The organism is Brachybacterium sp. HMSC06H03 (assembly GCF_001807385.1).
Lineage (GTDB): Bacteria > Actinomycetota > Actinomycetes > Actinomycetales > Dermabacteraceae > Brachybacterium > Brachybacterium conglomeratum.
In genome coordinates this window covers 22,381-34,164 of the sequence record NZ_KV788756.1, presented here as the reverse complement: position 1 = coordinate 34,164, position 11,784 = coordinate 22,381, and the positions used below count along the sequence as shown (strand labels likewise).

Sequence of the window (11,784 nt, the reverse complement as noted above, 5' to 3'; positions counted from 1 at the left end):
CCGCGCTACACCACTATCGGGGACTTAACTCCCTCCGCACGGAACGGGAACAGCTCCAGGTCGATCATGCGGTGAAAGGTGAGACCGTCGGACCGATGGTGCCGCCCGAGCCACAGAGACCATCGGCGGCGCGGGGACCAGCGCCGGTCCCCTAGACTCGGACCTCCCAAGGGAAGTCAGCGCGAGGGCCGGGGAACGGCCCTCAGCGGAGGAGGTCAGCGTGAGGATCGCGGTCACCGGTGCCACCGGAGTGCTCGGTCAGGAGGCCGTCGAGGCGCTCGTCGCCGCCGGGCATGAGGTCACAGGCATCACCCGCCGCGATTCCGGTGTACCGATCGTCGAGGGCCGCGGCGGTGCCGCCGTGGTCGCCGACGTCTTCGACGCGACCGACCTCGCCCGCGCCTTCCGCGGCCATGACGTCGTGATCAACACCCTCGCCCACGTCCCGGTCGGCATGTCGGGCCTGCGCCCGCTCGCCTGGCGCGAGGACGATCGCCTCCATCTCGAGGCCTCGGTCGCGATCGCGAAGGCCGCCGCCGAGGCCGGGGTGCGCAAGCTGATCCAGGAGTCCTCCGTCTTCCTCTACCCGGACAACGGCACCGACTGGATCACCGAGGACCAGCCGCTGTCCGTGCGCAACCAGGCGTTCCGCCCCCGCGTGCGGGAGATGCGGGCGGCGGTGGACTTCGCGACCTCCGGCCGCAGCGCCGTGGTCCTGCGCCTCGGACAGCTGTTCGGCCGCGACCCGCAGACCACCCATGCGCTGAAGGCCACCCGCGAGGGCGACCCGATCCTGCTGGGCAAGCCGGAGAACTACATCACCCTGCTCCACCACAGCGATGCGGGCCTCGCCTTCGTCGCCGCGCTGCGCGCCGACAGCGGCTTCTACAACGTCGGCGGTGAGCCGATCACCCGCGGCCGCTGGGCGAAGGACCTCGCGATGGAGGCCGGGGTCGAGACGCCGGCGAAGTTCTACCCCGAGATCACGCAGGCGATCGTCGGCACCCGGCTCGAGGTGCAGCGGCGCTCGCTGCGCGTCTCCTCGGTGCGGTTCATGTCCGAGACCGGATGGAGGCCGACGGTGGGCCCGTCCACGAAGGGCTGGTCGCGCCGCTGAGCTGCGCGGTCGTCGGCAGGAGCGCGTGGGCAGGAGTGCGATCGCGCTGCCGACCAACGCCTGATCCTCCCGCCGACCGGCGCCTGATCGCACCGTCGCCGACGCCGACCGGACCGACCGCTCAGAGCTCGCGGATCACCTTCGCGGGGCTGCCGACGGCGAGGCTGCGCGCCGGGATGTCGCGGGTGACCACGGACCCCGCCCCGATCACGGAGTCCTCGCCGATGGTCACGCCCGGCATGATGATCGCTCCGCCGCCGATCCAGACGTTGTCGCCGATGGTGATCGGCTCCGCCGCCTCCCAGCCGTCCCGGCGCGGCCCGGGCTCCAGCGGGTGGATCGGGGTGAGCAGCTGGATGTTCGGGCCGAGCTGGCACCTGCGGCCGATGCGGATGTCCACGACGTCCAGGGCCGTCAGCCCGAAGTTCACGAAGGTGCCCTCCCCGATATGGAGACGGCTGCCGTAGTCCACCTGCAGCGGCGCGCGCACGTGCGCGCCCTCGCCGAAGGTCCCCAGCAGCTCACGGAGGATCTCCTGCGCCCCGTCGGGGTCGGCGGGGTACTCGCGGCCGAAGCGGTCGGACTCCTCCAGCGCGTGGCGGAACGCGGCCTGGATCTCGGGGTCGTCGGCGCGGTACCAGTCCCCCGCGAGCATCCGCTCGAGCGGGGTGCGGGGGTCGTTCTCGTCGATCTCGAAGGACTTCATCAATCCAGGATAGGGAACCTGCGCGGCGCTCAGCGGGGCAGGCGCATGCCGAGGCTCGGGTCCGAGTCGATGAAGCCGAGGGAGCGGTAGAGGCGCTGTCCCGGCGGATCGGCGAGCAGGGTGATGTACGGGTGCGGGGGCGCGGCCCGCTCGATCCGGTCGATGAGGTCCTCCATCACGGCGCGTCCGAGGCCGCGGCGCTGATGGTCGGGGGCGGTGGCGATGTCGGCGAGGTGGAAGTACCAGGTGCCGTCGCCGAGGGTGCGACCCATCGCGGCGAGGCCGCCGTCGGCGGTGCGGATCGTGGTCCAGGCCCAGCTGTTCTCGAGCGCGCCGACCGCCTGCTCCGGGGTGCGGGGGCTGAGCCCCGCCATCTCGCGCAGACGGACGTACTCCTCGATCCTCGGAGCGGCGTGCTCCAGGCGGTAACCGTCAGGGAGTGCGGCCGGGCCGGCAGCGCCGGGCCCGTCGTCGGTGCCGGTGGCGGGGCTGTCGGGATCACGATCGGTCATGGGGCGATCCTGCCAGGTCCGACCGCAATACTGGGACCATGGCCGACTCCCCCGCTCCCCTGCCCGACGACGCCCGCTGCCCCTGCGGAAGCGGTGACGTGCTCGGCGCCTGCTGCGGGCCCGTGCTGCGCCGCGAACGTCGCGCCCCGACCGCCGAGGCGCTGATGCGCTCGCGGTACACCGCCTTCGCCGTGCGGGACCTGGAGCACCTGCTGCGCAGCTGGCACCCCACCACCGCCCCCTCGCGGGAGGATCTCGCCGCCTCGCTCGCCGAGGAGGTGCGCTGGCTGCGGCTGGAGATCCACCGGGCCTCGGCCGGCGGGCCCTTCGACGATGCGGGGACGGTGGAGTTCACTGCGATCTCGAAGGGGCCCCACGGCCGGTCCGTGCAGCACGAGCTCTCCCGCTTCGTGCGCGAGGACGGGATGTGGCTCTACCTCGACGGTCAGGTGGACTGAGCCCCGACCGGCCGGTCCGAGCGAGCGCGGATGCGACGGCGCCCCGGACCCGCTCGGGGTCCGGGGCGCCGTCGATGCCTCTCGGACGGGTGTCAGCTGCCGGCGGCGGCGACCTTCTTCTCGGCCCGCTTCGCGGCCTCCTGCAGGATCGCGCCGAGCTCGGCGGCCTGCTTCTCCGCCTGTTTCGCGCGGGGCAGGGAGGACTTCTTCACGGACTTCGCGGCCTTCTTCGCGGAGCGCTCGGTGCTGCGTCGCGCGTCCTTCATGGCCGCGGCGACCTTCTCGCCTCGCGTCGGCTCGCGACGCGAGCGGGCGACCAGCACCGCGATGCCCGCGCCGAGCACGACCACGCCGATGACGCCGCCCACGACCACAGGAAGGGTCGAGTCGGACTTCCCGTCACCGGCGGCCGAAAAACCCTTGACCGAGCCGACCAGCTCGTTCTTCCAGCGGGTCACGGCGTTCTTCGGGTTCACGCGGTCGATCAGCTCATCGATGTCGGACGCGAGGTTGTCCTGACGCCGATAGGCCTCGTCGCGCATGTCGTCCAGGCTCTTCTTGTCTGCCACCACTGCCTCCGGGTTGATCAGGGTCTGCTGTGCAGATCGTATCGTGATCGAGGGTACGGGTCGGACGATCAGCCCTGGGTGCGGGCCAGGAAGTCGTCGGCGCCGCCGACGAGCTCCACGTGCCCGGTCTCCACGTCGGCCGTCGCCATCTTCGCGACCTCGGCCGCGAACTCCTCGACCGAGTACAGCTTCCCGGCCGCCTCGCGGCGCTGCTCCAGCGCGCCGGGGCGGGCGCGGTCCAGCAGCGTCGCGGTGACGGTGCCCTCGATCATGTCGCCCGAGACGACGACGAAGGTGACGCCCTTGTCGCGCATCTCCGGGAGGCGCTCGGTCAGGGCGGTCTCGCCGGCGCGCTTGGAGCGGGCGACCTGCTCGTACTCGGGCATGGTCTCGACGTCGTCGATGAAGTGCGCCTGGTGGCTGGTCACGAACACGACGCGACCGCCCGCGGGCAGGTGCGCGAGGCCGGCCTCGAGCGCGGCGACCTGCGCATCGCGGTTCAGGCGCATGGCGTAGTCCTCGCCGAGGTCCTTCTCCATGCCGCCGGACGCGTTCAGCACCAGCAGGTCGAGACCGCCGAAGCTCTCGATCGCGGCGGACATGAGCGCCTCGAGGCCCTCGGCCGTGGTGAGGTCCGCGCCCACGGCGACGGCCTTCCCACCCGCGGCCTCGATCTCTGCGACGACCTTGTTCGCCCGGGGCGCCTTCTGGCGGTAGTTGATGACGACGTTCGCGCCCTCGGCGGCGAGCAGCTTCGCGGTGGCCGCACCGACCCCTCGCGAGGATCCGGTGACGACGGCGGTCTTGCCTGCGAGGGCGCTCATGGGGAACTCCTGAGTGGGTCGGGGATCGGTGTCCGTGACGGGTGGGGCGCGCGGGGCCGGCCGGGTCGTGCGCCTCCGACCGTCCGAGCCTACCGGAGCACGTCGACGAGGAGGTTCGGGCGCACCGCGACGCGCCCGCTAGGCTGGCCCGGCGCGCGAGTGGCGGAATTGGCAGACGCGCTGGATTTAGGTTCCAGTGCCCGAGGGCGTGAGGGTTCGAGTCCCTTCTCGCGCACGCATGCGGCGGCCGCGGAGGCGGCGGCCGCGCAGACGACCGCACACGGCTCGAGATCGAGGAGAGCGCTCCATGACCCTGTTCGGGCTCGTCCGCCACGGGCAGACGGACTTCAACCTGCAGAACCTCTTCCAGGGGTCCTCGGACATCCCGCTGAACGACACGGGGATCGCGCAGGCCCACGCCGCCTTCGACCGTCTGCCCGCCGTGGACTGGGACGTGGTCATCACCTCGCCGCTGCAGCGCGCCGAGCAGACCGGCCGCATCATCGGCGAGGACCACGGCATCCCCTTCGGCGGCACGGAGCCGCGTCTGGTCGAGATCGACTGGGGCGCGGCCGAGGGACAGCCCGTCGAGGAGATGGAGGCCCGCTATCCGGGCCGTTCGTTCCCGGGCCGCGAGGACCATCAGGCCGTCGCCGACCGCGGCTACGACGCGCTCGAGGACCTCGAGACCCGCTACCCCGGCCAAAAGGTGCTGCTGGTCGCGCACGGCACCCTGATCCGCTTCCTGCTCTCGGGCATCATCGAGCGCCCCCTGCCCTCCATCCCGAACGCGACGCTGTCGCTGATCGAGCTCGAGGGCACCACCTGGCGGGTGCGGATGATCGCCGGCGAACAGGTCGACCACGCCGTCGAGGTGCCCACCCGGGCGCAGAACCCCCGCTTCATCGTCGACAAGGCGCAGCTCGCGCCCCGCACCACCGCCGGCGCCACGGGCGCCGCCGCCACCACCGCACCGATCCCGGGAGGGAACGCATGAGCAGCCGTACCGCCGTGGACTCCGAGGGCTCCTGGTTCGATCCGGAGCGCGTCTCCGACCTGCGCCGTCACCTGCCGATCACCTACGTCGATGTGGTGCCCGTGCGCACTGACGTGGACGGCGCCGTTGCCGAGGTGGGGCTGCTGCTGCGCGCCTCGGGCGCCGGCCAGATCGTGCGTGCGATCGTCTCCGGACGGGTGCTGATCCACGAGACGCTGCGCGAGGCGATCGCCCGGCACGTCGAGAAGGACCTCGGGCCGATGGCGATGCCGCGCGTCCCCGTCTCCCCCGTCCCGTTCACGGTCGCGGAGTACTTCCCCACGCCCGGCGTCTCCCCCTTCCACGACCCGCGCCAGCACGCGATCTCGCTGGCCTACGTGGTCCCGATCGACGGGGAGACCGCCCCGCAGGAGGACGCCCTGGAGCTGTCCTGGTTCGGGGTGGACGAGCTGCTCGGTGACTCCTCCCCGCTCCACGAGATGGACGGCGGCCGCGACCTGCTGGTGCGCCGGGCGCTCGCGTACATGGGCGCCGCCTGAGCGGCATCGGCTGAGCAGCGCCCGTCCTGGGACCCGGCTCAGCCCCGCTGTGGCATCGCCGTGAAGACACCGAGCGCTGCTGGACCGCCATCAGGCAGTGGTGGCGGTCCAGATGCAGCGCTCGGTGTCGGCCAGGGCGGTCGGGGCCGGGTGGGCCGGCCAGGGTGGGGCCGGTGCCGGCCGGGCCGGGGCCCGGAGCTCAGCCCAGGAGGCGGGCGACGTGCGGGGCGATCGCGCGGAACGCCTTCCCGCGGTGGGAGATCGCGTCCTTCGCCTCGGCGGTGAGCTCCGCGGAGGTGAGCTCCTCCCCGTCGGGCAGGAACAGCGGGTCGTAGCCGAAGCCGCCCTCGCCGCGTCGCTCCCGCAGCAGCACGCCGGTCATCTCGCCGCGCTCGACGTGCTCGACGCCGTCCGGGCCGACGAGCGCCGCCGCGCAGACGAAGCGGGCGCCGCGATGCGCGTCGGGCACGTCGGAGAGCTGGGCGAGCAGCAGGTCGTTGTTCGCCTCGTCGTCGCCGTGACGGCCCGACCAACGGGCCGAGAAGATCCCCGGGGCGCCGCCGAGCACGTCGACGGCCAGGCCGGAGTCGTCGGCGACGGCGAGCAGCCCGGTCGCCGACGCGGCGGAGCGGGCCTTCAGCAGGGCGTTCCCCTCGAAGCTCACCTCGTCCTCGACCACATCGGGCAGCGCGATCCCGGCGGAGGAGATCACCTGCTCAGGGGCGAGGCCGGGCACGGCCGCGGCGAGGATCCGCTGCAGCTCGCGGAGCTTCTTCGCGTTGTGGGAGGCGAGGATGACCCGCGCCTCGGCGGGGACGGGTCCTGAGGCGGTGCCATCGGCCGACGGGTCAGCGCCACCGGGTGCGGCCTCGCCTGCCGACGGGACGTCATAGCCGCGCGCGGCGCCGTGGGCCGGGGCAGAACCCCCGTCGGCCGCGGGGCCGGATGCGGCGCTCATGCCTGCTCGGCCAGGACGTCGCGCTGGATCTCGGCCAGGCGTGCGCAACCGGTGGTCGCGAGGTCCAGCAGGGTGCCGAGCTCGGCACGGTCGAAGGGGGTGCCCTCGGCGGTGCCCTGCACCTCGACGAAGCCTCCGGTGCCGGTGACCACGACGTTCATGTCGGTGTCGGCGGTGACGTCCTCGCGGTACTCGAGGTCCAGCAGCGGCCGTCCCTCGACGATGCCGACGCTGATGGCGCTGACCGTGTCGGTGAGCACCTCGGACGCGGCCGGCAGGTCGGTGTGGCGCTTCGCCCAGGAGACCGCGTCGGCGAGCGCCACGTAGGCGCCGGTGATCGCGGCGGTGCGGGTGCCGCCGTCGGCCTGGAGCACATCGCAGTCCAGCTGGATGGTGTTCTCGCCGAGGGCGTCGAGGTCGATCACGGCGCGCAGGGAGCGGCCGATGAGGCGGGAGATCTCGTGGGTGCGTCCGCCGATCTTCCCCTTCACGCTCTCGCGCGGGGAGCGGGTGTTCGTGGCCCGCGGCAGCATCGCGTACTCGGCGGTGACCCAGCCGGAGCCGGATCCCTTCTTCCACCGCGGCACGCCCTCGGTGAAGGACGCGGTGCACAGCACACGGGTGCGGCCGAACTCGATCAGCGCGCTGCCCTCGGCCTGGTCCTGCCAGCCCCGGGTGATGCGCACCTCCCGCAGCTGGTCGGGGGTGCGGCCGTCGACGCGGTCGCCGACGAAGGTCTCGGTCTGGGGGCTCACGGGAGCTGCCTCCTCAGGGGTGGGTCAGGCGGTCACCTCGAGGATATCGGCCGGGCGGACCATCGTGATCGGTCCCGAGTGGACCTCCTGCGCCTCCGCGAGCGGGATCGCCGGATCGGTCCAGGCCGGGATGTGGGTGAGCGCGAGATGGCCCACCCCGGCGCGGGCGGCGGTCTCCCCGGCGCGGCGCCCGGTCAGGTGCACGCCGGTGAAGCGGTCGTCGCGGCCCTCGATGTAGCCGGCCTCGCACAGGAACAGGTCCGCGCGGCGTGCCAGGTCGTCCAGCGCCTCGCACTCGTCGGTGTCGCCGGAGTAGGCGAGGACGGCGTCACCCGCGGTGATGCGGAAGCCGTAGGCCTCCACCGGGTGCTGCACGGCGCGGGTCTCGATCGAGAAGGGCCCGATCGTGAAGCGGTGCCCGTCGGAGAGCGGGTGGTGCTCGAACGGGGAGCAGGTCACGCCGTCGGGCACGTTCCCCTCGCGGCTGAGCACCGCAGAGAGCCGGTCCGGCAGCGGGGCCGGGGCGTGGATCGACAGCTGGCCCAGGTCCGTGCGGGAGTGGTAGGCCCAGAACACCTCGAGACCGGTGAGGTCGAGATAGTGGTCGGGGTGGAGGTGGGAGATGATCACCGCGTCGAGATCGGCGGGGTCGATCACGCTCTGCAGCGGCCCGAAGGCGCCGGAGCCGAGGTCCATCAGCACCCACCAGGTGCGCCCCGCCTCGTCCTCGTGCTCGAGGAGGTAGCTGGAGGCGGCGCCCTCGGGACCGGCGAAGCTGCCGGAGCAGCCGATGACGTGGACCCTCATGCGCTCACCACCGGCAGGGAGCCGGTCATGTCCAGAGTGGGGCCGAGGAAGCGGCGCGAGAGCAGCGCGAACTGCTCGCTGCCGCGGCCCTCGGCGGTCTGGGAGAAGACGTGCCGCGGGGAGCGGTCGGTCTCGCGCAGGGCGTCCGCGGCGTGCAGCTGGCGGAACACGTCCAGCGCCGTCTCCTCCGCGGAGGAGACGAGGGTGACGTCCGGGCCCATCAGGTAGCTGATGGGACCGGCGAGCATCGGGTAGTGGGTGCAGCCGAGCACGAGCGTGTCCACGCCCGCCTCGCGCACCGGGGCGAGGTACTCCTCGGCCACCTCGAGCACCTCGCGCCCGCTGACCACGCCGTTCTCGACGAACTCGACGAAGCGGGGGCAGGCCTGGGTGATCAGGTCGAGCTGCGGGGCCGCGGCGAAGGCGTCCTCGTAGGCGCGGGAGGTGACGGTGCCCTGGGTGGCGATCACTCCGACCCTCCCGTTGCGGGTCGCGGCGACGGCGCGGCGCACGGCCGGCTGGATCACCTCGATGACCGGCACGTCGTAGCGTTCGCGCGCATCGCGCAGCACGGCGGCCGACGCGGTGTTGCAGGCGATCACGAGCATCTTCACGCCGTGCTCGACGAGATGGTCCATGATCTCCAGCGCGAGGGAGCGCACCTCGGCGATCGGGCGGGGGCCGTAGGGCCCGTGCTCGGTGTCGCCGATGTAGAGCAGCTCCTCCTGCGGCAGCTGATCCAGCACGGCGCGGGCGACCGTCAGGCCGCCCACCCCGGAGTCGAAGATCCCGATCGGCGCGTTGTTCATCCCGGCAAGGCTAGTGCGGACAGGTGTCCAGGGCAGTGACGGCGCGCTCACTGCGTGCCGTTTCACAGTTCGTCCACACCCGCCACGCGACCGGACGACCCGTCAGTCCAGGGCTCGCAGCAGGCTCTCCTGGAGCCAGCTCAGCAGCTCGTACACGGCGATGACGATGTCGGAGCCGACGTGCTCCTCGTCGCCGGTGGAGTCCGCGCCCTCGACCCGCTCGCCGATCTGCTGGAGCATCCGGACGGTGTCGAAGTCGCCGTCGCGCTGCAGGCCGAGCCGGTCGGCGAGCACGATCCGCACGTCGTTCAGGGCGCGCAGCATCGACATCGCCTCGTCCTCGTCCAGGACCACCTCGCTGTGCCCTCCCCCGGTCGCGTCGAGGATCCTCATCACGCGGCGGAGGTCGGCGAGCTTCGCGTCGGCCAGATCGCGCTGGCCCAGGCGTCGGTACTCCTCGGCGAGCGCCGGGTCCTCCGATGCGGCGGGGAACAGGCGCCGCACGGCGGAGTCCGAGGGGGTGCGCGCCTCGCGACCCGCGAACTCGGCCTCGAGCCGGCGCAGCGGGTCCTCGCTCTCGGCGGCGCGGCGCAGCGCGTCCCCGCCCTGATCGATGCCGAGGTCCCCGCGGATCAGGTCCGCGGTCTCCTGGGCGACCTGGGCGATGATCGCCTTCTCCTCGCCGTCGAGGCGGCAGGCGAGGGAGCCGTCGGGTCGACGACGGAACGCATGCGCCATCAGCCCTCCCCCGCCTTCTCGATCGTGGACTGCAGTCCGAAGGAGTGCATGGCCTGCACGTCGGTCTCCGCCTTCTCGCGCGAGCCGCGGGAGACGATCGCGCGGCCCTCCTCATGGACCTGCATCATCAGCTGCTCGGCGACCACGCGGGAGTACCCGAAGTAGCGGCGGAAGACGAACACGACGTAGCTCATGAGGTTCACCGGGTCGTTCCAGACCACGGTGCACCAGGGGCCCTCGGTCTCGAGCGTCGTGCGCTCTTCCGTCGCGGCATCGGTGCGGGTCCGCGTCCGCGGTTCCGCCCGCGGCAGATCGACCGGCATGCACATCCCTCCTGAGTCTCGCCGCTGCCCGGGGCACCGGGTGAGCGGCGCACCGAGTCTACGGGGCGCGCCGCCTCCCCTGCCCGCCCGCCACGCACTACGGTGGACATCGTGACTTCCGCCCTGCTCACCGACCTCTACGAGCTGACGATGCTGGAGGCGGCCCGGGGTGCGGGGACCGCCTCCCGCCGCTGCGTCTTCGAGGTGTTCACCCGCTCCCTGCCCGCCGGGCGCCGCTACGGCGTGCTCGCCGGCACCGGCCGCGTGCTCGACGCGATCGCGGACTTCCGCTTCGACGACGCGGACCTGCGCTACCTCGCCTCCACCGGCGCGCTGCGGGAGGACACCCTCGACCATCTCGCGCAGTACGAGTTCACTGGCGACGTCTTCGGGTACCAGGAGGGCGAGCTGTTCTTCCCGAACTCGCCCGTGCTGCGGATCGAGGGGACCTTCGAGAACGCGGTGATGCTGGAGACTGTCGTGCTCTCGATCCTGAACCACGACAGCGGCGTCGCCTCCGTCGGCTCGCGCATGGTCACCGCCGCGCGGGGCCGTCCCCTGATCGAGATGGGCGGACGGCGCGTGCACGAGGACGCCGCGATCGCCGCGGCCCGCGCCGCGTACCTGGTCGGCTTCGCCTCCACCTCGAACCTCGCCGCGGGCGCGCACTACCGCATCCCCGCCGCGGGCACCTCCGCGCACGCCTTCACGCTGCTGTTCGACAGCGAGGAGGACGCCTTCCGCGCCCAGCTCACCGCCCAGGGCGCCGGCACCACCGTGCTGGTGGACACCTACGACGTGGAGTCCGCGGTGCGCACCGCGGTGGAGATCGCCGGCCCCGGGCTCGGGGCGGTGCGGCTGGACTCCGGCGACCTGGCCGAGCAGGCCGGACGCGTGCGGGAGCTGCTGGACTCGCTCGGCGCGACCTCCACGCGCATCACCGCCACCGGCGACCTCGACGAGCACCGGGTCGAGGAGCTGAAGGACGAGCCGCTGGACGGCTACGGGATCGGCACCCGCCTGGTGACCGGCGGCGGGCACCCGGCCCCCGGCTTCGTGTACAAGCTCGTCGAGCGCGAGGGCGCCGACGGGCAGATGCACCCGGTCGGCAAGCGATCGCATGACAAGGCGACCCTCGGGGCGGGCAAGGCCGCGTACCGGATGGTCGTCGGCGGGCAGGCCCGGGCGGAGCTGGTGCTCCCGGGCGAGGCGGAGGTCGCGGAGTTCGAGCGGGAGCTGACGGCGGAGCTGATCTCCGGCACGTCCAACCCTGACTGGGCCCGCACCTCACTGCGTCCGCTGCAGGTGCCGCTGATCGAGGCCGGCGAGGACGTCGCCCCGAAGCGCGCCCCCGCACGGCTCGAGGCCGCCCGCGAGCGCCACGCCGCCTCCCTCGCGGAGCTGGGCCTCTCGGCCGACGACGGGCCCGACGGCGAGATCGCGATCCCGACCCTCACCGACGGCGCGGAGGCCGCCCGCGTCCTGCGCTGAGGCCGCCCGCGCGCTGTGCTGGGTCTGCCCGCGCGCTGTGCTGGGCCCACCTTCGTGCTGTGCTCAGGGCGCAGGCGTGACGTCCGTTCATGGTCGACTGCTGGCGTGTGGCGTTCCCGTACGCCTATATCGCCGTAGTGGCACGCCACACGCCAGGACCTGACCATCGGCCCGTTCGATG

The 11,784-nt window shown here is 72.7% G+C and carries 15 protein-coding genes and 1 tRNA gene; 6 read left to right on the top strand and 10 right to left on the bottom strand.

The features are described 5' to 3' along the window. The first annotated feature begins 220 nt into the window (after positions 1-220). The gene (locus HMPREF3159_RS07125; RefSeq protein WP_062950187.1) at positions 221-1,117 is read left to right on the top strand and encodes an NAD-dependent epimerase/dehydratase family protein; all 897 of its coding nucleotides are present in this window, start codon (positions 221-223) and stop codon (positions 1,115-1,117) included. 121 nt (positions 1,118-1,238) lie between these two features. Here the strand turns inward: HMPREF3159_RS07125 and HMPREF3159_RS07120 are convergent, their stop codons facing one another. Together HMPREF3159_RS07120 and HMPREF3159_RS07115 are read right to left on the bottom strand one after the other, a co-directional pair. After that, complete coding sequence (locus tag HMPREF3159_RS07120) at positions 1,239-1,823, bottom strand: sugar O-acetyltransferase (RefSeq protein WP_070500361.1); 585 nt, start codon at positions 1,821-1,823, stop codon at positions 1,239-1,241. 29 nt (positions 1,824-1,852) lie between these two features. Continuing rightward, positions 1,853-2,335: a GNAT family N-acetyltransferase gene (locus HMPREF3159_RS07115; RefSeq protein ID WP_083305846.1), complete on the bottom strand. Its 483-nt coding sequence runs from the start codon at positions 2,333-2,335 to the stop codon at positions 1,853-1,855. A 38-nt stretch (positions 2,336-2,373) separates the two neighbouring features. On the opposite strand from HMPREF3159_RS07115, the gene HMPREF3159_RS07110 reads away from it, so the two are divergent. Beyond that, a complete protein-coding gene (locus HMPREF3159_RS07110; RefSeq protein ID WP_070500359.1) occupies positions 2,374-2,793 on the top strand; it encodes a YchJ family protein in 420 nt (139 codons plus the stop codon). Positions 2,794-2,885: 92 nt separating this feature from the next. Here HMPREF3159_RS07110 and HMPREF3159_RS07105 read toward each other — a convergent pair whose 3' ends face one another. Continuing rightward, positions 2,886-3,362 (bottom strand): hypothetical protein, encoded by a 477-nt coding sequence (locus tag HMPREF3159_RS07105; RefSeq protein WP_070500358.1) that lies wholly within the window; start codon positions 3,360-3,362, stop codon positions 2,886-2,888. A 68-nt stretch (positions 3,363-3,430) separates the two neighbouring features. Beyond that, a complete protein-coding gene (locus HMPREF3159_RS07100; RefSeq protein ID WP_010549733.1) occupies positions 3,431-4,186 on the bottom strand; it encodes an SDR family oxidoreductase in 756 nt (251 codons plus the stop codon). A 153-nt stretch (positions 4,187-4,339) separates the two neighbouring features. Between HMPREF3159_RS07100 and HMPREF3159_RS07095 the strand changes: the two genes are divergently transcribed. The 3 genes from HMPREF3159_RS07095 (at position 4,340) to HMPREF3159_RS07085 (ending at position 5,722) form a co-directional block, all read left to right on the top strand. Next, positions 4,340-4,421: transfer RNA gene (locus HMPREF3159_RS07095), tRNA-Leu, on the top strand. A gap of 72 nt (positions 4,422-4,493) precedes the next feature. Continuing rightward, on the top strand, positions 4,494-5,183 hold the full coding sequence (locus HMPREF3159_RS07090; protein WP_070500356.1) for a histidine phosphatase family protein: 690 nt from the start codon (positions 4,494-4,496) through the stop codon (positions 5,181-5,183). Continuing rightward, on the top strand, positions 5,180-5,722 hold the full coding sequence (locus HMPREF3159_RS07085; protein ID WP_010549735.1) for a DUF4916 domain-containing protein: 543 nt from the start codon (positions 5,180-5,182) through the stop codon (positions 5,720-5,722). Before HMPREF3159_RS07090 ends, HMPREF3159_RS07085 begins: the two co-directional genes overlap by 4 nt. 199 nt (positions 5,723-5,921) lie before the next feature. Here the strand turns inward: HMPREF3159_RS07085 and rdgB are convergent, their stop codons facing one another. The 6 genes from rdgB to clpS form a co-directional block, all read right to left on the bottom strand. Beyond that, on the bottom strand, positions 5,922-6,518 hold the full coding sequence (rdgB, locus tag HMPREF3159_RS07080; protein ID WP_070500366.1) for an RdgB/HAM1 family non-canonical purine NTP pyrophosphatase: 597 nt from the start codon (positions 6,516-6,518) through the stop codon (positions 5,922-5,924). A 158-nt stretch (positions 6,519-6,676) separates the two neighbouring features. After that, on the bottom strand, positions 6,677-7,435 hold the full coding sequence (rph, locus tag HMPREF3159_RS07075; RefSeq protein ID WP_070500354.1) for a ribonuclease PH: 759 nt from the start codon (positions 7,433-7,435) through the stop codon (positions 6,677-6,679). A 24-nt stretch (positions 7,436-7,459) separates the two neighbouring features. Further along, the gene (locus tag HMPREF3159_RS07070) at positions 7,460-8,242 is read right to left on the bottom strand and encodes an MBL fold metallo-hydrolase (RefSeq protein WP_070500353.1); all 783 of its coding nucleotides are present in this window, start codon (positions 8,240-8,242) and stop codon (positions 7,460-7,462) included. After that, the gene (murI, locus tag HMPREF3159_RS07065; protein WP_010549739.1) at positions 8,239-9,051 is read right to left on the bottom strand and encodes a glutamate racemase; all 813 of its coding nucleotides are present in this window, start codon (positions 9,049-9,051) and stop codon (positions 8,239-8,241) included. Before murI ends, HMPREF3159_RS07070 begins: the two co-directional genes overlap by 4 nt. A gap of 102 nt (positions 9,052-9,153) precedes the next feature. After that, positions 9,154-9,789, bottom strand: coding sequence for a DUF2017 domain-containing protein (locus tag HMPREF3159_RS07060; RefSeq protein WP_070500351.1), 636 nt, complete (start codon positions 9,787-9,789; stop codon positions 9,154-9,156). Further along, complete coding sequence (gene clpS, locus HMPREF3159_RS07055) at positions 9,789-10,112, bottom strand: ATP-dependent Clp protease adapter ClpS (RefSeq protein ID WP_010549741.1); 324 nt, start codon at positions 10,110-10,112, stop codon at positions 9,789-9,791. Before clpS ends, HMPREF3159_RS07060 begins: the two co-directional genes overlap by 1 nt. Before the next feature lie 111 nt (positions 10,113-10,223). On the opposite strand from clpS, the gene HMPREF3159_RS07050 reads away from it, so the two are divergent. Then, positions 10,224-11,603 carry a nicotinate phosphoribosyltransferase gene (locus HMPREF3159_RS07050; protein WP_070500349.1) on the top strand — a complete coding sequence of 460 codons (1,380 nt, stop codon included), beginning with the start codon at positions 10,224-10,226 and terminating at the stop codon, positions 11,601-11,603. Positions 11,604-11,784 lie beyond the last annotated feature (181 nt).